23 protein-coding genes, 1 tRNA gene and 1 pseudogene are annotated in these 26,749 nt (G+C 33.0%); 14 read left to right on the forward strand and 11 right to left on the reverse strand.

All coding sequences use genetic code 11. From position 1 onward, the window contains the following. Window positions 1-213 precede the first annotated feature (213 nt). The 8 genes from AC6CH4_RS00500 (at window position 214) to AC6CH4_RS00535 (ending at window position 7,731) form a co-directional block, all read left to right on the forward strand. The gene (locus tag AC6CH4_RS00500) at window positions 214-1,191 is read left to right on the forward strand and encodes a peptidoglycan DD-metalloendopeptidase family protein (RefSeq protein ID WP_498099206.1); all 978 of its coding nucleotides are present in this window, start codon (window positions 214-216) and stop codon (window positions 1,189-1,191) included. Between the two features lie 47 nt (window positions 1,192-1,238). After that, entirely contained in the window at window positions 1,239-1,571 is a 333-nt protein-coding gene (locus tag AC6CH4_RS00505; RefSeq protein ID WP_026985753.1) for a MerR family transcriptional regulator, read from the forward strand. A 41-nt stretch (window positions 1,572-1,612) separates the two neighbouring features. Next, window positions 1,613-2,200 (forward strand): LemA family protein, encoded by a 588-nt coding sequence (locus AC6CH4_RS00510; RefSeq protein ID WP_056195021.1) that lies wholly within the window; start codon window positions 1,613-1,615, stop codon window positions 2,198-2,200. Between the two features lie 86 nt (window positions 2,201-2,286). Beyond that, entirely contained in the window at window positions 2,287-2,724 is a 438-nt protein-coding gene (locus tag AC6CH4_RS00515; RefSeq protein WP_498099208.1) for a TPM domain-containing protein, read from the forward strand. A 3-nt stretch (window positions 2,725-2,727) separates the two neighbouring features. Further along, window positions 2,728-3,564 carry a TPM domain-containing protein gene (locus tag AC6CH4_RS00520; RefSeq protein WP_498099210.1) on the forward strand — a complete coding sequence of 279 codons (837 nt, stop codon included), beginning with the start codon at window positions 2,728-2,730 and terminating at the stop codon, window positions 3,562-3,564. Between the two features lie 65 nt (window positions 3,565-3,629). Then, entirely contained in the window at window positions 3,630-4,043 is a 414-nt protein-coding gene (locus AC6CH4_RS00525; protein ID WP_056195014.1) for an RrF2 family transcriptional regulator, read from the forward strand. Window positions 4,044-4,289: 246 nt separating this feature from the next. Then, complete coding sequence (locus AC6CH4_RS00530; protein WP_498099212.1) at window positions 4,290-6,839, forward strand: TonB-dependent receptor; 2,550 nt, start codon at window positions 4,290-4,292, stop codon at window positions 6,837-6,839. Between the two features lie 148 nt (window positions 6,840-6,987). Further along, window positions 6,988-7,731, forward strand: a complete 744-nt coding sequence (locus AC6CH4_RS00535) for a DUF2490 domain-containing protein (RefSeq protein WP_498099214.1) — start codon at window positions 6,988-6,990, stop codon at window positions 7,729-7,731. A 163-nt stretch (window positions 7,732-7,894) separates the two neighbouring features. On the opposite strand, the gene AC6CH4_RS00540 is transcribed toward AC6CH4_RS00535, so the two are convergent. From AC6CH4_RS00540 to era, 4 genes are all read right to left on the reverse strand, one after another. Next, complete coding sequence (locus AC6CH4_RS00540; protein ID WP_498099216.1) at window positions 7,895-10,669, reverse strand: outer membrane beta-barrel protein; 2,775 nt, start codon at window positions 10,667-10,669, stop codon at window positions 7,895-7,897. Between the two features lie 157 nt (window positions 10,670-10,826). After that, a complete protein-coding gene (der, locus tag AC6CH4_RS00545) occupies window positions 10,827-12,137 on the reverse strand; it encodes a ribosome biogenesis GTPase Der (protein ID WP_056195001.1) in 1,311 nt (436 codons plus the stop codon). Between the two features lie 302 nt (window positions 12,138-12,439). After that, window positions 12,440-13,033 (reverse strand): CHAP domain-containing protein, encoded by a 594-nt coding sequence (locus AC6CH4_RS00550; RefSeq protein ID WP_498099218.1) that lies wholly within the window; start codon window positions 13,031-13,033, stop codon window positions 12,440-12,442. A gap of 135 nt (window positions 13,034-13,168) precedes the next feature. Next, on the reverse strand, window positions 13,169-14,050 hold the full coding sequence (gene era, locus AC6CH4_RS00555) for a GTPase Era (RefSeq protein WP_498099220.1): 882 nt from the start codon (window positions 14,048-14,050) through the stop codon (window positions 13,169-13,171). A gap of 116 nt (window positions 14,051-14,166) precedes the next feature. On the opposite strand from era, the gene AC6CH4_RS00560 reads away from it, so the two are divergent. Beyond that, window positions 14,167-14,239: transfer RNA gene (locus AC6CH4_RS00560), tRNA-Met, on the forward strand. A gap of 227 nt (window positions 14,240-14,466) precedes the next feature. Beyond that, window positions 14,467-14,872, forward strand: a pseudogene (locus AC6CH4_RS00565) (helix-turn-helix domain-containing protein). A gap of 223 nt (window positions 14,873-15,095) precedes the next feature. Here AC6CH4_RS00565 and AC6CH4_RS00570 read toward each other — a convergent pair. From AC6CH4_RS00570 to AC6CH4_RS00600, 7 genes are all read right to left on the reverse strand, one after another. Then, complete coding sequence (locus AC6CH4_RS00570) at window positions 15,096-15,680, reverse strand: hypothetical protein (RefSeq protein ID WP_498099222.1); 585 nt, start codon at window positions 15,678-15,680, stop codon at window positions 15,096-15,098. A 4-nt stretch (window positions 15,681-15,684) separates the two neighbouring features. Continuing rightward, window positions 15,685-16,002 carry a hypothetical protein gene (locus tag AC6CH4_RS00575; RefSeq protein ID WP_498099224.1) on the reverse strand — a complete coding sequence of 106 codons (318 nt, stop codon included), beginning with the start codon at window positions 16,000-16,002 and terminating at the stop codon, window positions 15,685-15,687. Between the two features lie 8 nt (window positions 16,003-16,010). Continuing rightward, complete coding sequence (locus AC6CH4_RS00580) at window positions 16,011-16,619, reverse strand: hypothetical protein (RefSeq protein WP_498099226.1); 609 nt, start codon at window positions 16,617-16,619, stop codon at window positions 16,011-16,013. A gap of 164 nt (window positions 16,620-16,783) precedes the next feature. Further along, a complete protein-coding gene (locus AC6CH4_RS00585; protein WP_498099228.1) occupies window positions 16,784-16,969 on the reverse strand; it encodes a hypothetical protein in 186 nt (61 codons plus the stop codon). Window positions 16,970-17,220: 251 nt separating this feature from the next. After that, window positions 17,221-17,823: a hypothetical protein gene (locus AC6CH4_RS00590; protein ID WP_498099230.1), complete on the reverse strand. Its 603-nt coding sequence runs from the start codon at window positions 17,821-17,823 to the stop codon at window positions 17,221-17,223. Window positions 17,824-17,830: 7 nt separating this feature from the next. Then, a complete protein-coding gene (locus AC6CH4_RS00595; protein WP_498099232.1) occupies window positions 17,831-19,588 on the reverse strand; it encodes a hypothetical protein in 1,758 nt (585 codons plus the stop codon). A gap of 639 nt (window positions 19,589-20,227) precedes the next feature. Next, entirely contained in the window at window positions 20,228-22,240 is a 2,013-nt protein-coding gene (locus tag AC6CH4_RS00600) for a M13 family metallopeptidase (protein WP_498099234.1), read from the reverse strand. A gap of 227 nt (window positions 22,241-22,467) precedes the next feature. Between AC6CH4_RS00600 and AC6CH4_RS00605 the strand changes: the two genes are divergently transcribed. From AC6CH4_RS00605 to AC6CH4_RS00620, 4 genes are all read left to right on the forward strand, one after another. Continuing rightward, window positions 22,468-23,163 carry a pseudouridine synthase gene (locus AC6CH4_RS00605; RefSeq protein ID WP_498099236.1) on the forward strand — a complete coding sequence of 232 codons (696 nt, stop codon included), beginning with the start codon at window positions 22,468-22,470 and terminating at the stop codon, window positions 23,161-23,163. 261 nt (window positions 23,164-23,424) lie between these two features. Then, window positions 23,425-24,189, forward strand: a complete 765-nt coding sequence (locus AC6CH4_RS00610) for a ThuA domain-containing protein (protein ID WP_498099238.1) — start codon at window positions 23,425-23,427, stop codon at window positions 24,187-24,189. 21 nt (window positions 24,190-24,210) lie between these two features. Then, window positions 24,211-24,753 (forward strand): hypothetical protein, encoded by a 543-nt coding sequence (locus AC6CH4_RS00615; protein WP_498099240.1) that lies wholly within the window; start codon window positions 24,211-24,213, stop codon window positions 24,751-24,753. Between the two features lie 692 nt (window positions 24,754-25,445). Continuing rightward, window positions 25,446-26,540: an exopolyphosphatase gene (locus AC6CH4_RS00620; RefSeq protein ID WP_498099242.1), complete on the forward strand. Its 1,095-nt coding sequence runs from the start codon at window positions 25,446-25,448 to the stop codon at window positions 26,538-26,540. Window positions 26,541-26,749 lie beyond the last annotated feature (209 nt).

Raw genomic sequence — 26,749 nt, forward strand, 5'->3', positions numbered from 1 at the left:
GAAAATGTGCCAATTAGATAATTAGAAAATGTGGCGATTAGATAATTTTACTGAAAAACTAAAAGTCTAAGCAATAAACCATCTACTTTATTCATTATCTAATTATCTAATTGTTTTTTTAAACTTGAAAAAAAGAGGCGAACAACTGAAACATTTATTAAATTTGTTCGACTAACTTATTTTACAAGCTGCAAAAATAGGGTATTTTAAAATATGGCGAAAGTAAAATATTATTACGACTCAGAAAATCTGGCCTATACGAAAATAAAAACCAGAAAAAGGGCAAAAATTGGTTATGCGTTGCTGTTTTTGCTGGCCTCGGCGCTGTTTGGCTTCATGGTTTTTGTTCTTTTAATCAACACTCCTTATTTTGAAACGCCAAAAGATCGTTTGCAGGCTCGTGAAATTGAAAATTTGAAATTGCAATACTCTATTTTGAATAAAAAAATGGATGAAATAGATGCTGTAACCGAAGCTTTGGAAGACAGGGACAATAATATTTACAGGGTTTATTTTAATAAAGCAGAAATTCCGGATTCTATCAGAAAAGCTGGTTTTAGAGATCCTAAAAGATATAAAGATTTAGAAGGTTATAACAACTCGCAATTAGTTTTGAATACCACAAAAAGGATTGACAAACTTTCGAAACAACTGGCGATTCAATCGAAATCATTGGACGAAATTTTAAAACTGGCGAGCGTAAAAGGAAATTTATTATTGGCAATTCCGGCTATCCAGCCTGTTCAGAATGAGAATTTAAAACGTATTGCTTCCGGTTTTGGATACAGAATTGATCCTTTCACGAAAGTGCGAAAAATGCACAACGGAATGGATTTCACCGCCAACACCGGTTCTCCGGTTTATGCAACTGGCGATGGCGTTGTAGCAAGAGCTGATAATTCAGCTTCCGGATTTGGAAATCATGTTGTGATCAGGCATGGTTTTGGCTACGAGAGTTTGTATGCACATTTAAGCAAATACAACTGTAGGCCGGGACAAAAAGTAAAAAGAGGTGATGTTATTGGTTACGTGGGAAGTACTGGAAGATCTGAAGGCCCGCATTGCCATTATGAAGTTCATAAAGACGGAAAAGTCGTGAATCCGCTGAACTTTTATTACGGCAATATTTCGGCTGTAGAATATGTCGCAATTTCGCAAATGGCGAATCAGGAAAACCAGTCATTAGATTAATACTTTAAAAAGTGTTATTTTTGGAATAAAATAGAAAATTAAAAAACATGCATATTGAGCTTTCAAAGGATAAAAGATATTACAGCATTGGCGAAGTAGCCAAAGCTTTTAATGTCAATGCGTCATTGATACGGTTTTGGGATAGTGAATTTGATATTTTAAAACCTAAAAAGAATGCCAAAGGCAACAGAATGTTTACGCCGGAAGACATTACCAATCTGCAATTAATTTATCATTTGGTTAAAGAAAGAGGTTTTACACTGGAAGGTGCCAAAACACATTTAAAAGAAGGACAAAAGAAAACATTAGATAAATTCGAAATAATACGTAAATTAGAGACCATAAAAACACAATTAAACGAAATTAAGAACGAATTATAATAATAAATCAAAAACTAGAAATAAACTTAAATTAAATACACATGAAAAGATTTTTGCCTTGGATTATTGGAGCTGTTGTTATTTTTGTAATCTACAGCTGGGTTAAAGGAATTAACAATACTGCTGTAACATTAAATCAAAGTGTTGAGCAATCTTGGGGAGATGTTCAAACCGCTTATCAAAGACGTAATGACCTTATCGGAAACTTAGTAAATACTGTAAAAGGTGCTGCTGATTTCGAAAAATCAACTTTGACTGCAGTAATCGAAGCTCGTGCAAAAGCAACAAGTGTAACTGTAGATCCATCTAATATTACACCAGAGCAACTTGCTGAATTCAACAAAGCACAAAGTGGTGTATCTTCTTCTTTATCAAGATTATTGGTTTCTGTTGAGCAGTATCCAACGTTGAAAGCCAATGAAAATTTCCTGAAATTGCAAGACGAATTAGCCAGTACTGAAAATCAAATTTTGACGGCAAGAACACGTTTTAATGAGGCTGTTGCTCCTTACAACAATCACATCAAAACATTCCCAAATAGCTTATTTGCTGGTATGTTTGGATTCAAAGAAAAAGCATATTTTAATGCTGTTGAAGGTGCTGACAAACCAGTTGAAGTAAAATTCTAAAAAAATAATATTTTTTGATTACGATTTTAGATATCAAGTTTAGTCTGAAATCTACAATCTGAAATCTAATATCTAAAATAATTTCAATGTCACAAGTAGAAGATTTTTTATCCAAAGAAGAGGAACTATTAATAGTTGAAGCTATTCGCGTGGCTGAAAAAAATACTTCTGGCGAAATTAGAGTACATATAGAAAAAACAAGTTCTAAAGCTCCTTTTGATAGAGCTTTAGAACTTTTTCATGAATTAAAAATGGATGAAACCCAATTGCAAAATGGTGTTTTATTTTATTTTGCTGTTGAAGATAAAACCTTTGCTATTTGCGGCGATAAAGGCATAAATGATGCTGTTGCTGATGATTTTTGGAATTGTACCAAAGACGCTATGACAGGACAATTTAAAGCAGGAAACTTTAAGCAAGGGATTGTTGATGGTATTTTGAATGCCGGTGAACAACTAAAAAAACATTTTCCGTGGTCAGAAGAAGACACTAATGAATTATCTAACGAAATCTCAAAAGGATAAATAATGAAAATTTCCAGAAACAAAATAACAAAGTCAAAAGGAATTTTTACATTATCCTTTCTCTTAATAGCCTTTTTTACCACCAATTGCATTTTTGCACAATTTACAATTCCGGAGAAACCAAGTTTACAGACTTCGGTTTATGATTACGCCAATATTTTAAGTGCTACTGAAAAAGCACAACTGGAAGAAAAGCTAGTTCGCTATTCAGATTCTACCACAACTCAGATCGTTATTATAACTATTGAAAGTTTAAAGGGAGAAGATGTTAGCCAGTTAGCGACAAAATGGGGACAAACCTGGGGAATTGGGGGGACTGCAAAAGACGACAATGGTGTTGTAATTTTATTGGCAAAAAATGAGAAAAAAATTGCCATTAATCCTGGTTACGGTGTTGAAGATCGTTTGACTGCTGGATTGGGCGGAACTATAATCCGAAATATTATTATTCCAGAGTTCAAAGCAGGAAGTTTTTACAATGGACTTGACAAAGGAACGGATGCTATAATTGATGTTTTTAAAGGAAAGTTTAAAGGCGAAAGAAAACAAACCAAAGGAAAAAGTTTTCCGATATTACCATTCATTGTAATTGTTGTAATTGTATTAATTTTACTGTCTCGAAACAAAAGAGGCGGTGGAGGAAACTCTGGCAACAGCGGCGGCGGCCCTAGTCTGATGGATGTAATTCTACTGAGTAGTCTCGGCAGAAGCAGCGGAGGCGGATTTGGAGGTTTCGGCGGAGGATCATCTGGAGGTGGTTTTGGCGGCGGAGGCGGTGGCTTCGGTGGAGGATTTGGCGGAGGCGGATTCTCAGGCGGAGGTTCTAGCGGAGGCTGGTAAAAACAAGTCGCAGTATTCAGTGACAGTTTTAAAATTCACAATTTATAATTCATAATTAAAGATAGATGTTATCACATAAAGCAAAATACGCCCTTAAGGCCTTACTTTATTTAGCAGAACAAGACGAAAATCACATTTCAAGAACTATAGAAATTGCTGATGGCGCCAACATTCCTAAAAAGTTTTTAGAACAAATTTTATTGGATCTAAAACGAGGACGTTTTGTGAGTAGTAAGCAAGGAAAATTTGGCGGTTATTATCTGATAAAATCCAAAAATGAAATTACTTTGGCCGAAATTCATCGCTTATTTGACGGTGCAATTGCGCTTTTGCCTTGTGCTTCTTTAAACTTTTACGAACCCTGCTCCGATTGTAAAACCGAGTCGGAATGCAGCCTGCGCCATGGTTTACTTCTTATAAGAGACAAAACTCTAAAGGCAATGGAAGGCATTACAATAGCCTCATTAGTAAAGAAATAAAAAAATATTTCCTAAACCCTATAGGTTTAATAGAATTTGTATATATTTGCCAAAAATAATTAACAAATCATTTACAAATTTTTAACCCATGAAAGTACATTCCAGTAAATCAGGTGTAACAAAAAATCTTTTGCAAAACAATTATAGTCAATTCACAACTGTGAAAAACAATTCATTTATGATGTGTATGTGTTGGTAAAAAAAATTTAATTTAAATTCTACTAATTACATATACTTAATATAAAAATGAAAAATCTATATAAAATATCACTAACAAGTATCTTTTTACTATTAGCCTTTACAACATCTTACGCACAAAATATTGAAGGTGTCGTAACAACTACAGAAAACACTCCATTAGAAGCGGTTAACGTTGTTATCAAAGGAACAACCTTCAGCACTACTACAGATCCAAGCGGGAAATTCTCGATCGATACTAAAGGAAAACTTCCAGTAATAATTCTAGTTCAATATGTTGGTTATAAAACTACAGAAATAGAACTTAACGCTATTCCGGCAACTCCATTATTAGTAACATTAAAAGAAGAAAATGAACTTGTAGAAGTTGTGGTTTCTTCAAGACGCCGAATCGAAAAAGTTCAGGATGTGCCAATTGCAATTTCTGTTATCACAGGAAAACAGGCAGAACAAACCGGAGCATTTAATGTGAATCGTATTAAAGAATTAGTGCCATCAGTTCAGCTTTATTCATCAAACCCAAGAAATACCGGAATTAATATTCGTAGTCTTGGTTCTCCATTCGGATTAACAAACGACGGAATCGATCCGGGTGTTGGTTTCTATGTTGACGGTGTTTATTATGCTCGTCCGGCTGCTACAACTTTAGATTTTATTGATGTAGAGCAGATCGAAGTATTACGTGGACCACAAGGATCTTTATTTGGTAAAAACACAACTTCAGGAGCATTTAATATTACAACACGTAAACCAAGTTTTACTACTGGTGCTGATTTTGAAGTGAGCTACGGAAATTATGCTTTCTTGCAGGCAAAAGCGTCTGTTACTGGTGCATTAGGAAAAAAAGTTGCAGGACGTATCTCGTTTTCAGGCACACAACGTGATGGTTTAATTGATAATGTAGTTACAGGAAGACCAACTAATACTTTAAACAATCAGGGAATTAGAGGTCAATTACTTTGGACGCCAACAGTAAATACAAATATTATTTTAGCAGCAGATATAACAACACAGCGTCCAGACGGATATGCGCAGGTGGTAGCAGGAGTTGCTCCTACTCAAAGAGCTGCTTATCGTCAGTTTGATGCTATTGTTAAAGATTTAAACTATCAATTGCCAAGTTTAAATGCTTTTGACCGCAAAATTGACCACGATACACCATGGCGTTCAGGACAAGACATGGGAGGTATTTCTCTTAATATTGACACCAAAATTGGAGGCGGAACACTTACTTCAACAACAGCTTGGCGTTTTTGGAACTGGGATCCATCAAATGACAGAGATTTTACAGGATTACAAGTATTAGCTAAATCACAAAATCCAACAAGACAAACTCAGATCACACAAGAGGTTCGTTATGCTGGTCAGTTAACATCAAAAATAAGCGGAGTTGCAGGTGTATTCTTCATCGATCAAACGTCTCAAACAGATGGTACAGAAGAATCTGGAAACGCACAATGGAGATTTGCTCAAAGTACAACCAGCAACTTATGGAAAACACCAGGTCTTTTTGAAGGATACGGAATCAAAACTGATGCAAATATCAGAGCTTCAAGTGCGGCAGTATTTGGTCAATTAGATTGGGCTATTACAGATCGTTTACATATTTTACCAGGTTTAAGATATAACTTCGATAAAAAAGACGCTCATTACGCCCGCACAACATACGGGGGCCTTCAAACAACAGATCCTGCATTACTGGCTTTGAAAAAACTAGTTTACTCTGATCAGGCATTTGACTCTAGTACTGATAATACAGACTTTTCAGGAAATTTAACTTTGACCTTTAAAGCATCTGACAAAATTAACGCTTATGCAACTTACGCTAAAAGTTACAAACCAGTTGGTGTAAACGTTGCGGGACTTCCTACAGATTCAAAAGGACTACCTTTGCTTGATCTTGCAGTAATTAGACCAGAAAAAGTAAATCATTATGAAGTTGGAGTAAAAACTTCTCCTTTTAGAAATTCAATATTCAATTTGGCTTTCTTCAATACAGAAATTAAAGATTTCCAAACTAACGTTCAGGCAGCTGAATTAGGTGTAAATCGTGGTTACCTTGCTAATGCTGACAAAGTTCGTGTAAGAGGTGCAGAATTAGATGCAAGTTTTGTATTTAGCCAACATTTGACTGTAAATGCTGCTGCAACTTATACTGAAGGTACATATGTTAAGTTTACAAATGCACCACTTCCGTTAGAAGAAACCGGAGCAGCCGTAGCTTATAAAGATGTTTCAGGAACTGATTTACCTGGTGCATCAAGATGGGCAGGATCTTTAGGCGGAGAACTTTCTGATAATGCCAAATTCTTTGGTAATGCCGGTAAAATTTTCTTAGCTCTTGATTCGTACGCACGTTCTGAATTCTCATCAAGCCCTTCTGCTTCAAAATATTTAGTAGTTCCGGGTTATGCAATTTTCAATGCTCGTTTAGGTTTCCGTGCTTCTCAGGGGTTATCAGTTCACTTCTGGGGACGTAACTTATTAAACAAAGATTACTACGAACAATTATTGCCTGCAGGAGGAAATACAGGACAATATGCTGGTGTAATCGGAGATCAAAGAACTTACGGAGTTACATTGAAATATTCATTATAAGAAATTAATTGAATTCCAAATACAAAGCGAGGCAAGTTCTTAAACTTGCCTCGCTTTTTTTATAATCACAAAAAAGAATTTTAAACCCATTTTATTCTTCGATAAATGCATTTCGATTTATATATATTCGCAGCCTGAATTTATATAAATGAAAATTCTCAGAATATTTTTCTTTCTTAGTCTTATATGTCAAATTGGTTTTTCTCAAACGAAGAAAAATATCGACCAGCAAACCCTAACCTGGATTCGTTATTATAATATTTTACCCTTAACTGAGAAATGGGCACTTCACTCTGAATTTGACAACCGTAGTTTTTTGAATCCTGTTCATGAAAATCTTTTCGTAATAAGAGTTCAGGGAAGATATCGCGCTACTAAACTTGTCGATTTAGGCGGAGGATTTGCTTTTTTTAGTACCAATACACAAGATCCGCATATTGATCCTGACTTTTCGGTTCCCGAATATCGTGGTCAGCAAGACATAACGCTGATTAATGATGTTGCGAAAATCACTTTCCATAATCGTTTTCAGTTAGAAGAACGTTTTATTCAGAAAGCTACTAAAACGGAATTGCTTGATGATTTTTCTTTTTCTTTCCGATTCAGATATAGATTACAATCAACTTTTGATCTTTGGAAAAAAGAAAAACGAAGTTTGAAAGGTACCATTTCAGATGAAATTCTACTTAATTTCGGAAAAGATAATAAGCGAAATACTTTCGACCAAAACAGACTTTACGCTGCATTACGTTATCATTTCAATCCTAATATTGGTTTAGAAGTGGGTTATTTAAAAAGCTTTCAACGACGTGCCAGCGGTGTTGATTTTTATGATCGTGATATTATTCGTTTTACACTTTACCACAGAATTGATCGCAAAATAAAAAATTAAAAAATTCCAAAACTAACCCTGAAGCATCGGCCAAATCCCAAAAATCACATCTATAATAGCATACTATTTAGTAAACTATCTGAGAAAAAAATATTCAACCAAAAATAACTTTCATTTTGGGAATTTGGTCCCGATGCTTCGGGATTACTCCGGAGTTTAAAACCTATTCTTCTCCTCCTTGACGCTCTCCGCCGCCTCTTCTTCTTTGTCCTTTTTCTTTAGCAGAAAAATTTCCAATTTTATAAGCCAGAGAAAACATCACATATCTTTTTAGAACTGTATTTTCTTCATCGCGAATAGAAGTTGCTGAAATCGTTCTGGTAGCACTTTGGTTTTGATTCAAAATATCGTAAACTTTTACTTTAGCATAAAGTTTTTTATCAAAAAAACCATAAGACAAACTGGTATTCCACAAATAGAAATCCTTTTTGAAATCGTCTGAAATATTAGAATTGTAACTATAACTAAAATCATTTCCAAAAATTAAATTTGCCGGCCAGTAAGATGTCGTTTGCAAATTGATTCTATGCAATACATTTGAACTTGCGTCTCTGTTGTAATTTTCATATTTTGTTTCATTATAAGACAAACTATACGATGGTGAAATGGTAAGCACTTCGCCATATTCATACGTCATATAAACTTTCGGGCTTAAGGCTGTAGATTTCGCATTGTACATTACTGCATTGGTAAATCCTTTATCAAATGAATAACTACCATTAAGTGCCAGACCGTATCTTAAAACATGAGCATCTCTTTTAATAGACTGGCTCCAGTTGGCACCAACAGAAACGGTATAAGTTCCTGATATATTGATGTAAGATGTTGTTCTTTTACCATTATCATCATAAAAAGATGTTGCATAAATATCATTGCTATAATAATCTCCTTTTGCCATAAAACTATAACCTGAACGCGTTCTGAAATCGAAATTTCTGAAATTGAAGTTTACCGTATTTTTTTCAATTGGATCCAGATTTGGGTTTCCAATAAGCGTATTAAGCGGATTTGTTAAATTGGCGATAGGCATTAAATAATTTGCTGATGGCAGAGTGCTTGAAAAATCGTATTTTAGAGTCAGGTTTTTTGATCGGCTGAACTTATATCTAAACTGCGCCGTTGCGAAAGGCAAAGCATATTTCTTATTCAACTCCGTTTCTTTTCCTAAGTACAATGAATAGTTATCAAAACCAACAATAGAGGTTTTAGAATCCAGATTTAAGGTAAATTTATTTTTTTGCAAAGTAACTCCCACCTTCGGACTAACCGAATTTTGTCTCGAAGTTGTATAGGTAGTTAATGATTCATTCAAATCAGAATATGATTGTGTAGCAGCATCAAAATCAAATGTTTTTTGATTTTTTACTTCATTTTTCCAATCAAAATCAGATCCAAATCTTATACGTAACGAATCTGTAATAGGTTCTGTATATTCAATATCTGCAGAATAAGAATCACTAGTACTATTATTTTTGGTATTCTGATTTCTCAAATCATCTGATTTATTGTCCTGATGAAAAATAGTTGCTGACTGATTCCATCCATCCGAATCCGTATTTGAATTATTGTTATCAAAAACAAAACTTAGATTACGATTTTTTTTCTTAAACACTTTATTAAAATTGATTGTGTTTGCAAAACTTGTATTGGTACTTTCATTATAAGATTTAGCTGTACTTTCATTCAAAGCATCACCGTTTTCATCTACTGAAGAAGTAGAGGAAGATGAATCACTATTTGATCGTGACTGATTTAATTTTGGAGCTACAACAAGTCTGGTAGTCGGATCTATTTTATATTCTAACTCAAAATTGGCTTTGTTCCCCGTATTTTCATTTCTTGTTTTTGCATCAGATTCGGTGATGATATTTCCTGCTGGCAAAAAACTAAGCTGATTCGATTTACTTTCGTTTTTATTGATTGTATTTGCAAAATTGTAGCTTCCCATAGCTGCTAATTTTTCACTCCAGTCATCTGTATAATTAACACCAAACAAATTAGATTGCGTAATTCCTTTTCCGTTGCCCGCAGCACCACTATTTCTATTGCTATTATTTCTTCCGCCTCCCATATTATCAAAAACCTCATCCTGGGCAAAACCAGTTGAATTGATATTATTGGAAGACCCCAAAACACTTATCTTCCGTTTATTATTAAAAAAGTTCATAATCAGACTACTTTCGTACCGATCATCAGAACCGTAGCCTCCTAATATTTTTCCGAAATACCCTTTATTTTTCTTCTCATCAATAGTCAGGTTAATTGAAGAATAATCTGAAGTAGATTCTTGTTTAGCCAACTCCTCTTTTTTAGATTTAAAATCCGAAACCTGAATTTTTTTTATAATTTCAGCAGGTAAATTTTTCAAAAGTAAAGCACCATCTTTATCAAAAAATGTCTTTCCGTTTACTAAAAACTGTGTTACTTCCCGTCCATTTACGGTCACTTTCCCGTCATTATCAACATCAACACCGGGTAATTGTTTTAATAAAGTCTCCACATTAGAATCTGGGCGTACTTTGTATGAAGCAGCATTAAATTCCAATGTATCTTTTTTCATTGTAATGGGTGGAGCTGCACTTTTTATCACGACATTATCTAATGCGTTTACATTTTCAAGCACATATAATTTTCCGAAATCCTTGCTTTCTAAAAGTCCCTTTTGTTCTTCAATAAAAGGTTGGTACCCCACATAATTTATTTTTAGCAAAACAGGTTTGTCGTATTTTTTGGTGTTTATCCTAAAAACCCCATTTTTATCCGTTGTAGCGTATTCTATTATAGTGGAATCTTTTACAGTCGTAAAATAAACAGTAGCAAGTTCAAGAGGAAGTTGTGTATTAATGTCAACCACAGTCCCTTTAACAATAATATCGTTCTGGGCGTTTGCGGCAAAACAAAAAAGAAAAAACAGTAAAAATGAATAAATCCTGGTCATAAAATTGGTTAGTTAGAATAGTAAGACTAAAAAAAACACAAAAGGTTTAATTGTAGTTTTTACATTTATTCAAATAACATGCCAATTAAATAAAAATAATTTCCGAAAAATTAAAATTAGGTATAAAAAAATCCCCATTGTAGCGGGGATTTTAGTGTTATTTCTCTCTGATATAAATATCGATTGGCACTCCTGAAAAGTCCCAATTTTCTCTAATTTTATTTTCAAGATATCTTTTATATGGTTCTTTAACGTATTGTGGCATGTTGGCAAAAAACACAAACTGAGGCGTTAAAGTTGGCAACTGCATACAATATTTAATTTTTACATATTTACCTTTTGTTGCTGGCGGTGGATAAGCTTCAATTACTTTCAACATAAATTCGTTGAATTTTGAAGTAGGAATTCTTTGTTTTCTATTTTCAAAAACCTGAACCGTAGCTTCCAATGCTTTCAATAAACGCTGTTTCGTTAAAGCCGAAACAAACAAAATTGGCACATCAGTAAAAGGCATTAATTCTTCCTTAATTTTTGCTTCGTAATCACGAGTCGACATAGTGTCTTTTTCCACCAAATCCCATTTGTTAACTAAGATTACAACACCTTTACGGTTTTTCTCGGCCAACCAGAAAATACTCTGATCCTGACCTTCAAATCCGCGGGTTGCATCAATAACCAATATACAAATATCTGCATGCTCAATCGCACGAACCGAACGCATTACAGAATAAAACTCTAAATCTTCCTTAACCTTTGCTTTACGACGAATTCCCGCAGTATCAACCAGGTTGAATTCAAAACCAAAACGATCGAATTTTGTATCAATTGCATCACGTGTAGTACCTGCGATATCCGTTACCATGAAACGCTCTTTACCAATTAAGGCATTGATAAAACTTGATTTACCGGCATTCGGACGTCCTACAACGGCAAAACGTGGTAAAACTACTTCTTCCTGAACTGGTTCTGGTTTTACCGGAAAAGATTCAATTAAAGCATCCAATAAATCTCCGGTTCCACTTCCTGAAATACTGGCGAAAGTAAAATACTCTCCCAATCCAAGGTTATAAAACTCCAGCGCATCTTTTTCACGCATTGCGTTGTCAACCTTGTTTACAGCCAATAAAACTGGTTTTGTTACTTTACGCAATAAGCGCGCAACAACATCATCCATTGGCGTAATTCCTTCTTCTACATCAACCACAAAAATAATAACATCAGCCTCGTCGATAGCAAGCTCCACTTGTTTACGAATTTCACCTTCAAATACGTCATCAGATCCGCGAACATATCCGCCGGTATCAATTACAGAAAACTCTTTTCCGTTCCACTCGCTTTTACCGTAGTTTCTATCTCTGGTAACTCCAGAAACCGAATCTACAATAGCTTCTCTTCTTTGTATCAGCCTATTAAAAAGGGTTGATTTCCCTACATTAGGTCTTCCTACTATCGCAACAATGTTATTCATTTTTTTGAATTTTTGATTTCAGATTTTAGACTTTTTGATTATTAGCATCCCATAATCAATCACTTATAAATCCCAAATGCTTTATTTTAATTTTTTGCAAAGGTAGGTAAAAAAGTGGCTAATCTGCCATGTTTCTAAGTACCTAAGATTTTTATTATTTATCCTGTTATTTTAAGGAGTTTTTTCAGGAGCAATTTCCTGCTATCCGTTTCAATCTTTTATCCCGAAGCCTCGGGACTATCAGAGTTAGGGTTTCGGTGACATCAAGAACTTTTTTGTATTTATTCTAAAACATAAACTTATTATTGTTTTCTTAACCAGCCCAATAACCTATCATTATCTATTTTATAATTTCCATTTTGAGTTTCTAATTCAAGATTTTCTCTTGAACCACTGAATGGTCCAGGATTTTGCTGAATAATCTCGATTTCATTTTCAGAAACTTTCGAAATTATAGCAACATGTCCAAATCTATTAAAAACAGATCCTGAAAAAATAACCAAATCTCCAACTTTTGGCCTTGTTTTGCTTGGATTTGTATATTGAATTAAATTTCGCTTTGAATTTAATTTTCCATCTTTAACTTTTGAATCAAAAAAATCTTTTGCATGACCATAAGAATCGGGCATTTTATGATTTAGAAATTCGTAATAGTATCTTTTTACAAATTCAACACATTGATATTTAAGTCCTAAATTATAATTATCTTTTGTAACGTTTCTACCCAAAACATTGTCTACACCACCATTATAATACACTTTTACTCCATTTAAACTATCTAGTGCCTGTCCTACTTTATAATCCTGATTAAGATTTATTTTTTTTAAAACTTTTAAACCTGCATAACCCACAGCTAAAACTGAAATTATTACAAGAGCAGATTTTTTAACTTTCATTTATTTTCTTTTAAAATCAATTTCCTTTTTAGTTCTGGCTGCGTGAGGGATAGAAGTGGAAATCCTTTTGTGTAATGAAATGGAACAAAAGATTGTAACGGATAGCCCGACCCAGAGGGACACGCCCAAACTATATTACTGATTATATCCGAATCGTTTCAACATATTCGCGTTACTTCTCCAGTTTTTATTCACTTTTACTACTAGTTCAATGTGAATTTGTTTTCCAAAGAATTTCTCTAAATCAGCACGAGCATCGGTTCCTACTTTTTTAAGAGCTGCACCTTTATGTCCGATGATAATTCCTTTTTGCGTTTCGCGCTCTACCATAATGATCGAACGGATTCTGATGATTTTTTCATCTTCAAAAAATTCTTCTGTTACGATTTCAACTGCATACGGAATCTCTTTGCTGTAGTTCAACAAGATTTTTTCACGGATTGTTTCGTTTACGAAAAAACGTTCTGGTTTGTCTGTTAATTGATCTTTAGGATAATATGCCGGAGATTCTGGCAACAATTCGATAATTCTTCCAAAAACTTCTGGTACATTAAAATTCTGTAAAGCTGAGATTGGAAAAATTTCAGCATTTGGCACTTTTGCTGTCCAAAAAGCTACTTGTTCTTCTAATTGTTCCTGATTTGAATTGTCAATTTTATTCAACAATAGCAAAACCGGAATTTTAGCATAAATGATTTTATTAAAGAAAGCTTCGTCTTTTAAGTCCTGCTCCCCTATTTCAACCATATAAACCAATATATCAGCATCTTCAAAAGCTGATTTTACAAAGTTCATCATCGATTCCTGCATTTCATAAGCCGGTTTGATGATTCCTGGGGTATCTGATAATATAAGTTGAAAATCTTCGCCGTTCACGATTCCAAGAATACGATGACGAGTTGTTTGTGCTTTTGATGTAATGATCGATAATCTTTCTCCAACAAAGGCGTTCATCAATGTTGATTTTCCAACGTTTGGATTCCCGATGATGTTTACAAAACCTGCTTTATGTGACATTTGTGTACTATTTATTTTGCAAAGGTAGTCATATCAACTCAATACAGAAAATAAAACATTTTTTAAAGTTTTCGTTGGATTTCTCAAAAAACGGCGTATCTTTGCACCCGAAACATCGCGGGATAGAGCAGTAGGCAGCTCGTCGGGCTCATAACCCGAAGGTCACAGGTTCGAGTCCTGTTCCCGCTACAAAGACAAAGCTTCAGAGAAATCTGGAGCTTTTTTTGTTTATTATATTTTTAATTCTTTGTCTATTCACCTGGTGCCACACGAAAGGATTTATGCCGGAGTAGAGCAAAAACAGACATAACATCTGAAAAAACGGATATTTGGAGGATATTTTTTTATCTTTGAAATTCAAATTTTTTAAGCCAAATGGCTTTATCTTTGAGCCTTTAGAAAAATTGATACTCATTATGGAACAGAAAGTACATCAGGGGAAGAAACGTTAAACGTTTTAGAGAGATGCTTGGCATCAAACAAGAAGCATTGGCTTTTGATCTAGGAAATGACTGGAATCAAAAGAAAATTTCTATGCTGGAGCAAAAAGATGTAATTGAAGATGATTTACTTAATCAAATCTCAGCAATATTAAAGATTCCAGTTGAAGCTTTTCAGAATTTTGATGAGGAACAGGCAATAAATATTATTTCAAATACATTTGATAACGGAGCTTTCTTAAATACAGGTCATAGTGCTATATTTAATGTTAATCCGATTGACAAATTGATTCAGCTTCATGAAGAAAAAATTGCTTTATACGAGCGTATGCTGAAAGAGAAAGATGAAATGATAGTAAGGCTTGAACAATTAATCAAATAAGTAATTCAAAAATATACTAAGCAAAAAAGCTTTTATAAAAATATATTAATTCAAACAAAAAGAGACTCGATGGTCTCTTTTTGTTTTGAACATTATTTCTTGAACTACATTATGGCTTTAAGAAATTAGTTTACATAAACAGATTGTTGTTTTAACTTCGCTTTAAAGTTAGTGTAAACATTCAGCAAATAAATTGCATCTATTATTACATTCTGTGGCAGAATTAATAAAAAATATAATCACCTATTGCCCCAAAAACAACCCATTTTTCATTTTCTTTTTTCATAATTACAACTTGTGGCTGATTACTACCAAAAAAAGATGAAATATTAAAATAAAACATGATAAATCTTTTATCCATATAATACATTGGTTCAGATATAATGACAACATCCTCTATTCTACTATTCATGTATTTATCATAAAATGCAGATTTAAATAAAACCTCTTTATTTTCTAATATAAAATCATATTGAGGAAAATCTTCTTTTTTCCAATATGATTTTATTGTATCTTGAGCATATTCATCATACATTTTTTTCCAATGTTTTTCTACAAATAGCCCCTCAGTGTAATCTCTAGGATCTTTTACATCTACCACATGAACAGGCCCTTCACCTCTGTTAAAAATCCTTAGAGCTTGTTTATTTGCTTCCTTGTCTCTTTGTAAAATGTACTTTTTACTCTTGTCGAATTTTTGTGTTGCTAAAAACACATTAATAGGTTCATAATTTTCTATATGTTGTGCGCTAGCACATGATAAAATAAAAAAAGGAATTAATAGAAATGTTTTTTTTAATTGTCTCATGATTTTATTTTTTACAAGGTGTACCTATAGGAGAATTAATACCGTATACTTCTCCTTTTTTTTCTGCAATTATTCTTCCTAAAATTCTTTCTCGATCTTTATAATTTTTACGATTAGGGCCATTAGAATAATTCTTATTAAATATTGTTGTATTTTGAAGCCCGCCCCATGCGAGATCTAAATATACCTGATAAGGAAAGCCTGAACTAACTGGCACGCCTGTGTGAAATTCTTGAATAAGCGATGCTATTGCATTAACATACTTGTCAGCAATTTTTTCATGATGAGCATCAGGAAGAGTATTAGGATTATTAAATTGCAATTGTGGCCTTAATTAATAACATTAGGATCCGAGTAAGTTTTTATTGTTTTCCACTTTCCATCTACGTTCTCCGTCAAAATAGCTTGACAACTTCCACCAGTGTGGCCACCAATAGAATAAGGACAATAATAAAACAAAGCATATTTATTGCTATTTACTATTATTGGCCTTGAAATTATTAAACCATCACCTCCTTCATATTTTGTGAACTCTGGAGTATTTGGAAGACGTTGATTCATTTTTAAAATCTTAAAATCTTTACCAGCAAAATTTTCTTTGATAAAATCCTTTTTTTTCCAATAATAAGTAATTGTATCATTTTTGTATTTTTCTTTTAAAGTTTTGATTTCCAAAGTATCTATAGGCCAAGTATAAGGACGACGGCCATTAGGCATTATTCTTATCTTATCACCAATGCGAATATTTCTATCTTGATAGGCTTTTTCATAATATTCCAAAGGAAGCATCCGTGATGGTGCCTCTTCTACAACTATATTGTAGTAATATTTTAAGCCGGCTTGCTCTTTTATAAAATCGTTTATAACTTGGCTCTCTATACTTTTAGAAGCACAAGAAATAAATAACAAACTAAATAGACAGTATAGATAATTTTTCATCTCGAAAATTTATTAAGGACATGGTTTTCCCTTGGGTTTATATATTCCATTTTGTGCATCATCAATAATTTTATTATCTTCCTCGGCTTCACTGATATAAGTTATTCTTTTCCTTTCTGGGTAAGTGGGGGCGTTGTAATCTAAAGGATAACGTTCTTTAAAAATTATGTTCCTCCCATAGTTGACAATGCTAGATCGTGATAAAAAAGCTCTGCTTTTCCTGTACTAGAGACCGCGATTCCAGTTTGGAACTCTTGCAAAGAACTTGCCATTATATCTATATAATTTTCAAACATTTGCGAATGCTGAGGATCTGTCGTTCCCTGAAAATTTTTAGAAACATATTCCATAAACAATCATAATTATCATATGCACATATGTCACCGTTATTGTGAAAATCATCATACAATGCAAAGAAATGAGCATGAATTATTTCGTGAATTATTTTTGAGGCTATTGATAAATCTGTAGGTGGTCTTTCGTTATTATCTGTCCCTTTTATATATGATTCACTAATAGTTATAAGATAATTATTTTTACTGATTTGCTGTGTATCAGCAATTGCAACTGGATCAGGATTTTCTAAAATTATTAAAATTTATTATCTATATATACCATCTCCTACCTCTATGAAGACAGTCCATTTACCTTTAATTTTTGTCAAAATTAATATAGAAGTTGCATCAATATTTTTATAATCAGTGGTTGTTGATTTTATAGTAAATACGGCATACTTTTTATGTTTATAATATATTATATCTGAGAATGAAAAAACGCTGTAGTTTTCTTGAAAATCAAATTTCTCATATTTGCCAGGATTAGGAAATTTTTCTTGTTTTATAAAAATAATATTTTGATGTTTAAAATCTTTTAAAGCCCAATAATCACCTTTTATCCATTGATCTTTTATCTCTTTATTTTCATATTTACTTTTCATTATCTCCCAGTTCTTCTCATCATACAAAGGCTCTTTAACTCCTTCAACTTTCACATATTTATTAATTCCAGTATAATAAAACGTTTTGCCTTTAAATATATCAATCGTTACATTATTATTGATTTTTTCCTGAATAATCATAATCTTGTCTGAATCTTTCAAATCCAAACTTGAAATGTAATCATTAATAGGAGCGTTTGGATCCTTATTTACAGCACAATTAAAAAGAAATTGTGATATGATAAATATGTATAATACTTTTTTCATAATTACATTAATTACAGGGTTGACCTATTGGGGTTTGTTGTTGTGCAGTACCGGCACCTATTTCATGACCACTTTGCTCAGCAGCCAGCCTGTTGTCAATTCTTAATCTTTCAGCGCTTCCTAAGGGAAATATTTTTCCATAAATTGGGGCATCTCTCAATCCTCCCCATGCTAAATCAGTATAGATTTGATCTGGTTTTACTCCATTTGCTAAAGAAACTCCTGTCTGAAATTCTTGTAACGCTATACCAATAGCTTCTACATAAGTATTAGCCATTTCTTCATGTTGTTTGTCTTCTGTATTTTGTGGATATTTTGTATCTACATAAGTCTGAAAAAGTATTGAAAATTCACTAAATACCGCAGGATTTTCTGAGCCATAGTAATCTTCCACTAAACTCAGAAAGAAAGCATGTGTTATCTCATGTAATAAATTAGCAGCTTTATACAATTGCGTAGAAGAAGTATAGCTCTCGTTATTTATAGTAATCTTATAATTATTGGGTGAAACTGGAATTGTTTTAGCCGGTACATTCCCTGCATTTCCAGAAATAATAGTAACATTATATATATTATTAGCTCCTAACTTAGTAAAGATATTAGCAATATCACAATTTGTAGTATTTTTTAATTTATTTAAAATTGCTTTTGGACAAGGATCAAGTTGAGTGTCGTCAATCTTTTCTTCAATTGCTTCAGCAATCAGTAGATTAGTTGCCGGAATTCCAATCCAAGAATCTGAGCCTTGCTCATACGTGTAAAATATGTGGGTATTGGGGTCATACACTTTTTGATTATTAACTGGCCATTGGTATTCTAAAATGCCATAATTATCTTTGTTATTAGCAATTATAATATTAGGAAGGATTACCTGCAAAATTTGCCATGAATTTGTATCAATATTGAAAATATATTCTGTACAAACTCCGTCAGGATCAGTATGCCTATAAGTCCGATTGTTTTCAGGATTTGAAGGAAAATTAGGTTTGTAAGTAGTAGAAGAAGATGCACCTGGTCCACCCAAAAAAACACTTGATCCACCACAATTATTCATTTTGGAATCCAATTCGCCACCGCCACCGCCAACACCGCCGCCACCGCTACAGTCACAGATTGAGAACAAATAAACCCGACTAATTATTTCACCTCCATATCTGGTTATCCACCAATATTCTACGCAGCTTTCTTGCGTTTTGCCAGATTTCCTACTATTAGTAGTACCACTTAAAGTTCCATTTTCAATTATCTCACCCTTATCATATTTATTATATAGCAATTTTGTTTTTGAGAGGCTCAAAAAAGTAATTTCACCAGAGTAGTTAAAATCATTTTTATCCGCATTTAAGACAGATAAAATAACGTTATTAATATTATTATTAGCCTGACTATTTTTTAATGTTACAATATTTGAACGAACTACTGTATCTTCGTTCAAATAAAAAATAATCTTAGTACTTCCTTCTAATCCATTTAATGGTTTAGCATCTGCAATTAATAGTTTTTCTGTAGTCCTTAAATCATATATTTTTATACTATTAGTATCGATCGCAATAGACAACTCTTCGATTTTAGATAATTGTCCCACGTCGGAACCAATTTTTAATTGATTCCAATAATCGCCTATTTTTTCTTTATAAATTGCTGGAGCTCTATGATCATTTTCTTGTAAAATATCGTCCCTATCTTGGCAGTTTGATAAAAATAGTAATAGAATTAATAGTGCTGCATTTGTTAACAAAGCTTTTAAAAATAATTTTTTCTTCATAATTTGAATCTCTTCGTTGGTTAAATTTATTTTGGTATTGAATTTTTTCTATTGCTTTCATTAATTAACCTTCTATTAGTGACCAAAAAATATTATTGAAAATGATTTAACTAATTTTAAAACACAGGCCTGCTTGTAAAACATCTAACATTGTTTAAAATATAGAAATATGATGTATACCTTTTTTCAGCTTAATTTTGTGTTTTAAATAATTTCTTTTAACAAATATAAGGGATGTTTTACTACAATATTTATTAAATTTCAATAAATAAAATTTTTCTTGCAAAATATATTCTTTCATTTTTTTAAAGGTGGATAATCCATTTTATAAATATTCTTATTTAATTTTTTTTTAGTTGAACTAAAATATTTTGATAAACAAAAAAAGTAAAGCAAGTTATTGGACATAGCCAGAGAAGTGCGCATAATGCCTTTTTCTCGTTCTTCAAAAAATCACTCTTCGGGACGAACTACTAAGACAAAGCTTCAGAGAAATCTGGAGTTTTTGGGTTAATCTAAAACATAAAAAATTAGGAGACTTTTACAAAATTTACAATTTCTAAGAAACAAAAAAAAACTGCGCAAAGTTCACAGAGAAATTTGCGCAGATTTTCATAAAAACTTCTGATAGATAAGTTATTACCAAATTGTTATCCTGTCTTTCTTCGGCAAAAACATTTTATCTCCAGGTTGTACATTAAATGCTTCATAAAAAGGTGTAGTGTTCATTAAGGGACCATTAACACGCCAATTTGGTGGAGAATGTGGATTATTATTAATCCACAAACGGAGGAACTCATCTTTCATTTTTACTCTCCATATTTTGGCTATAGAAATAAAGAAGCGTTGGTCCGGAGTAAAACCGTCAATTTTTGTATTTCCTTTTCCTTGTTCGGTCATTTTGAAGGCATCATAGGCAACTGCTATTCCGGCAATATCCGCCGTATTTTCACCAACAGTCATTGCGCCATTAATGTGTAGATCGCCTAAAACGGTATAGGTACTATACAAATCGATAACCTGTTGTATTCTTGACTTAAATTGTGCATAATCCTCTTTTGTCCACCAGTTTTTTAAGTTTCCATCTTTGTCATATTGAGCACCCTGATCATCAAAAGTATGGGTTATTTCGTGACCTATAACCATTCCAATACCTCCATAGTTAAGTGCATCATCTGCATTATTATCAAAATATGGGGGTTGTAAAATACCTGCAGGAAAAACAATTTCATTTGCAGTAGGGTTATTATATGCTGTAACTGTTGGAACTGTAGTATACCATTGTGATTTATCGACTGGTTTACCCAATTTTGCCAATTGAAATTCATATTCGGCTGTAGCGGCCGAAACCATATTCTCAAAATAGGTATTCCTTGCTATGCGTACCTTGCTATAGTCTTTCCATTTATCCGGATATCCTATTTTCTTAGTCATGGCTGCCAATTTTTCTTTCGCTTTTTGTTTCGTAACCTGACTCATCCATTCGAGGTTATCAATTCTTTTGGCATACGCTTTTTGCAGATTATTCACGAGGATTAGCATACGTTTTTTAGCATCTTCTGAAAAATATTTCTTTACATACAATTGACCCAACGCTTCGCCTAAGTAATTGTCAACGACATTAGCCATTTTTTCGCCACGTGTTTTTTGAACAGCCTGACCAGAAAGCACTTTGGTATACTCAAATGAGGCATCTGCAAAAGGTTTACTTAAATCATCTGCATATCTTTCTATAGAATGTGCTTTCAGGTAAATTTTCCAATTATTAATGGGGATGGTTTTTAAAAGCTTATTAAGGGCATCATAATAGGCAGGTTGACCAACATTAATGAAATCGGTTTGAGCACCTAAATTATTTAAAAAAGTAGTCCAGTCTATGTTAGGATGCCTTTTTACAAGGTCGCTTACAGCCATTTTATTATAATTTGCCTGCACATCCCGAAGTTCAACTTTTGTTTTATGTGAAACAGCGAGTTGTTTGTCAATATCGTAAACCAAATTAGCATTCTTTTCAGCTTCTTTGGCATTGCTGCCTGTTTGTTGAAATAATGTAGCAAGGTATTTTTTGTACGCTTCCTGTATGGCAACAGTCGATGAATCTGATTTGAAATAATAGTCCCTGTCAGGCAAACCGATCCCTGTTTGATAGATTTGGGCAATGTTCATACTGCTGTTTTTATCATCAGGTCCCACTCCAAAACCTATAATAGAAGAATTGTCCACTTTTACCTGATTAACTACAAAGTTCATTAAGGACGGTAAATCGCTAATGGTTTCAATTTTGGCAAGCAGGGGTTTGATTGGTGCATAAGCTCGTTTACCAATGGTTAAAGTATCCATACCTGATGCATAAAAGTCTCCTACCTTTTGTGCTATGCTTCCTGCCGGATTCTTGCTTTGCGAAAGACTGTCCAATATTCCCTGCAGGCGCATTCGTTGTGGGTAATTCAGAAACATATAGGCACCAACTCCCGATTGAGATGCAGGTATTGATACAGAATCGTACCATTTGCCATTTACATATTTAAAAAAATCATTACCAGGTCGCAATGTGGAATCTATTCCAGTGATCGTAATAATTTTTTTTTCCTGATGTTTTGAGCAAGCTGTAAAAGCTAAGAATGCAATGAAGAGCATTAATGAATTTTTCATAATCTAGATTATTTCTATTAAAATGAACTGAAAACCTTTGAAGGCAGAAATTTTAAAATGTATATGCTTGGCATAGTCAATTTTAGCAGAACAATATACGAATTCAGTTTTTAATTCTAAAGTTTTTGTTGCGTTCACAAATGGGATGCTTGCGACAGCAGAGAAAAGTATCGAAACAAATCGGTTATAAAAGTGATTTTACTCAAAATCTCTTTTACTTTTGCCAAATGTTAGAAATTCTTTACCAGGACGAATATATTATAGCCATTAATAAACCAAGTGGATTGCTGGTTCATAAATCATTTTATGCGCGCGATGCAAAAGTTTATGCTATTCAGGAATTGAGAAACCAAATAGGGCAACACGTTTATCCTGTTCATCGGTTAGACCGCAAAACATCTGGTGTCTTATTATTTGCGTTGGATGCAGCCGTTTTGAAAATTATGAATGATCGTTTTGCCGCACGCGAAGTCGAAAAAAAATATTTAGCAATTTTACGTGGCTGGTCACCCGAAGAACTAACGATTGATTATGATTTAACTAATGATGATGACATCAAACAAAATGCAATAACATACTTTCATCGTTTGCAAAATGCCGAAGTTGCATTAGAATTTAATAATCAACCAACATCACGATATTGTTTGGTAGAAGCGATTCCTGAAACTGGACGTATGCATCAATTACGAAAACATTTCAAACATATTTTTCATCCCATTTTAGGAAGTCGTCCACATGGTTGTAACAAACAAAATAAATTATGGCTGGAGAATTATGACCTGAAGGGAATGATGCTTCATGCACATCAATTAATTTTCAATCATCCAATAAAAAATGAACAGCTAATCCTGAATGCAAAGATTAATGAGGAGTTTAGCAGAGTGGGTACTATTCTTAATCTGGATTTGAGCAGGTATAAATAGAATAATAATTTTCAGCATTAAAGATGAGCAGAGACTGCCTCAAAAGCGTGTTAGTTCAAAGTAAAGTAATTTATAAATCTATCAACTTCTTTATATCATCCCTAAAATGGTTCGGGAATTGTCCCGTTAGTCATAGAATGCAAAGCTTTTCATGAGGCACACTTAAAAGAGCGGAAGTAAACATAATAAAATCTCATGTGACACAAAATCTTTCTCAAAAGGATATTTTTTCTATCTTCCCAAAAAATAAAACTTTGCCAAATGAATCAACTGTCATCAATTAAAAAATCTTTTTTCTACACTGCTATTCTGCTGACAAGCTATTTTCTAGTTTCTTTCTATCAAAAAAACGCAGAGCAAACAGCTTCTTATAAAATCAAAAAAGTGCTGATTTTTTCTAAAACTAATGGCTTCAGGCATGAAAGCATCACTGCCGGAATCGAAGCTATAAAAAAATTAGGACAGGATAATTATTTTATGGTAGATGCTACTGAAGATTCTCTTGCGATTAATTCAAAAAACTTAAAGCAATATCAAGCTGTTATATTTTTAAGTGCTTCTGGGAATGTTTTAGGCGAAAATCAGAAATTGGCTTTGCAAAAATTTATACACAAAGGAAATGGTTTTGTAGGCATTCATTCGGCTACAAACTGCGAACCAGACTGGTCTTGGTACACACAAATGATCGGCGGTGTTTTTGACGGACATCCGGAACCGCAAAATGCTAAACTAATAATCGTCTATCATGAACATCCTTCTACAAAACATCTTCCGGAAATTTGGGAAAGAAAAGATGAATGGTACAATTTTAAATATTTAAATCCACATGTAAATGTGCTAATAAAAATTGACGAGTCTTCCTATAAAGGCGGCAAACATGGCAACAATCATCCTTTGGCATGGTATCATGAATATGATGGCGGCAAGGTGTTTTACACTGCTTTGGGACATAGCTCTGAAAGCTACAGCGATCCTCTTTTCGTGCAGCATTTGCTTGGAGGTATTACTTATGCAATGGGTAAATAAAATTCACTAATCTTTATTTAAATGTGTACAAATACAAATCTGAAAATTCCATTTCTTTCTATATTTTTAATCTTAACCATTTTAGGATGTTCTGATAATAAAAAAACAAAGCATATTGTAGAGAATCCTTATTTAAAAGAATTAACGGAAAAACAAATAGGAGAAAGCAATTACTATATTTCCATCCCAAAAAAATATTCAATTAAGGAAAATAGAGGACCTGATTTCTCCGTTTATTATTTCTATCCTACAGATACGACAGCCACAGCAGCTTTTTCAGGCGGTTTCTATTTTGGCAATCACCCGAGTCTGTTTAGAACAGCTAGTGACAGCTGCAAAACAGAAAAAATAAAGAGTAAAATCCTAAACAAAAATGCAGACTGGACCGTCTACAATTGCAAAGGCAACTATTCTATTCAGTCGATTATTGAAAGCGGAAGCAATGAAGGCTGGAACCAATACATTCACGCCTTTGCAGCTGCAAACTCTGTTGCAGACTTAAAAAAGGTATTCCTGATTTTGGAGACAATGAAAAAGAAGGAACCGAACAAACAGCCAAAATAATTATTGAGTGTTTTTTAATACTTCTTACTAATCTCAAAATAGTAAGACAAAAAAAGACTGTTTATTTGAACAGTCTTTATCTTTTTAATTATTTCAAAACTTACGCTCTAAAAAGCATATTTATTGTAATTTGAATAAACCCCTCGCTCTTCAAAGTGTTCTCACTACCGCTGCTGCAATGTTCCTGACTTTTGCATCATTTCAAAAAATATAATTGAAAAACGGAAACCTCTCAAAGTCTCCGACTTTAAAACTAAATTTAATATAAATTATACAGATTTTTGATAATTAATCGTAGAAAGTCCAGAGACTTTTATCAGGTTTTAATTTCCATAAGAGCTAAAAAAACTGGGCAAAGTCAAAGACATTTGCACAGCTTTTCATAAAAACACTTCAAAGAATAAAAGAACATTACTATTCAATCTTTCCTCAATTACTTCAGCTCATCACTCTTTTTCAGCAGATTAGATATCTAAAATAGCATTAGCATTAACTTTGAAATATTATTATTAATAATTAAATAACATGTTTTCTTAATAACTGCGTTTATGTTAGTAAATGTTTTTATAAATTTGCAATCCTGTATTGAAACCTGTTATTTTTAATTCAAAATTATGACTTTCACACAAATACCACTATTGCCCTAAAGTCTTTATTCAAAATAAATAATACCATAACTACAATTAAATCCAATGCTTCAAAAAAACAAATCCCAAATTTTATTTTTTATTCTTTTAAATTTATTTTTTTCCATTAATTCATTTGCTCAAAAAAATCTTTACGCCGGAATTGAAATCGGGCGCAGAGCTATAAAAGTTTCAGTTCTGGATGTAAATAATATCAGAAAAGCTGATTATGATATTTTGTACTTCGCAACTGAAAGATTTAGTTTTGCCGACCATATTACTGCTAATGGCGAACTTACTCAGGAAGATATTGATAAAGCCAGTATTACAGTTGTTACTCAATTGAAGAAAATAAAAACAGATTTTAAGCTTCTTGAAGAAAACATATTTATAGTAGCCGCTCCGGTTTTTGCATCTGCCCGTAACATTGATGTTTTAAAAAATAAAATCACTTCTTTAACCAGGAAAAATCTTGACATACTTAATGTTAATGAAGAGCCTAAAACGCTGGTTAAGGGTGCTATTCCACCTGTAGATTATGCTAACGCATTCCTGCTTGATATCGGTGCTCAAACTACTAAAGGAGGATACATCGATGAACTTGAAGATGATAAATTAGAGTTCATACCTTTGGAACTGGATTTCGGTACAATGACACTTACTGATGCTGTACAAAAAACGGTTGCCAATCAAAATCAGGCTAATGATATGTCTGTATATCAGGAAAAATCTTTTGACTTTAACTCGGTTCTGCGTAAGAAGATCAAAGATTTGCTTGACAAAAATCCTCTTTTATTAAAAAAAGATAAAATCTATTTATCAGGCGGAGCTGTCTGGGCATTTGCAACATTGTATTATAATGAAAACATTAAAGAGCATTATGTTTCTTTAAATATGGAAGACGTCCTTAATTACGATGCAATTCTGAAAAACAATTTTACTAAATTCACTACCCTGGCTAAAACCAATAAAGAAGCAGCCAGAGTTTTGAGTACATATGATCAAAAATATCTTATTTCTGCAAATAACATACTTGTGAGCCTCCTTGAAAGTATTCCAAATTTAGAGACAAAAAAAATATACTTTGTGAAAGACGGACAAACAATCTGGCTTATTTCACACATTGCAGATCGTTCTAAAAAAGTTAATACTAATTTTTAAGTATTACAGCATATCAGGATATTTACATCGACTAACAGTTCCTGAACTATCCGTTACTATTCTAAGCTTCAGAGAAATCTGGAGCTTTTTTTATATAATACTTTTACTTCTTTTATCCGAGATCAAATTTATTAGATTATTTTTTGTACTTTAAAACTTCTAACATTTACAAATTTTGGCATCTAAATTAATCTTTTAAATAAATCTCC

It is taken from the genome of Flavobacterium sp. GQ95, assembly GCF_059758655.1.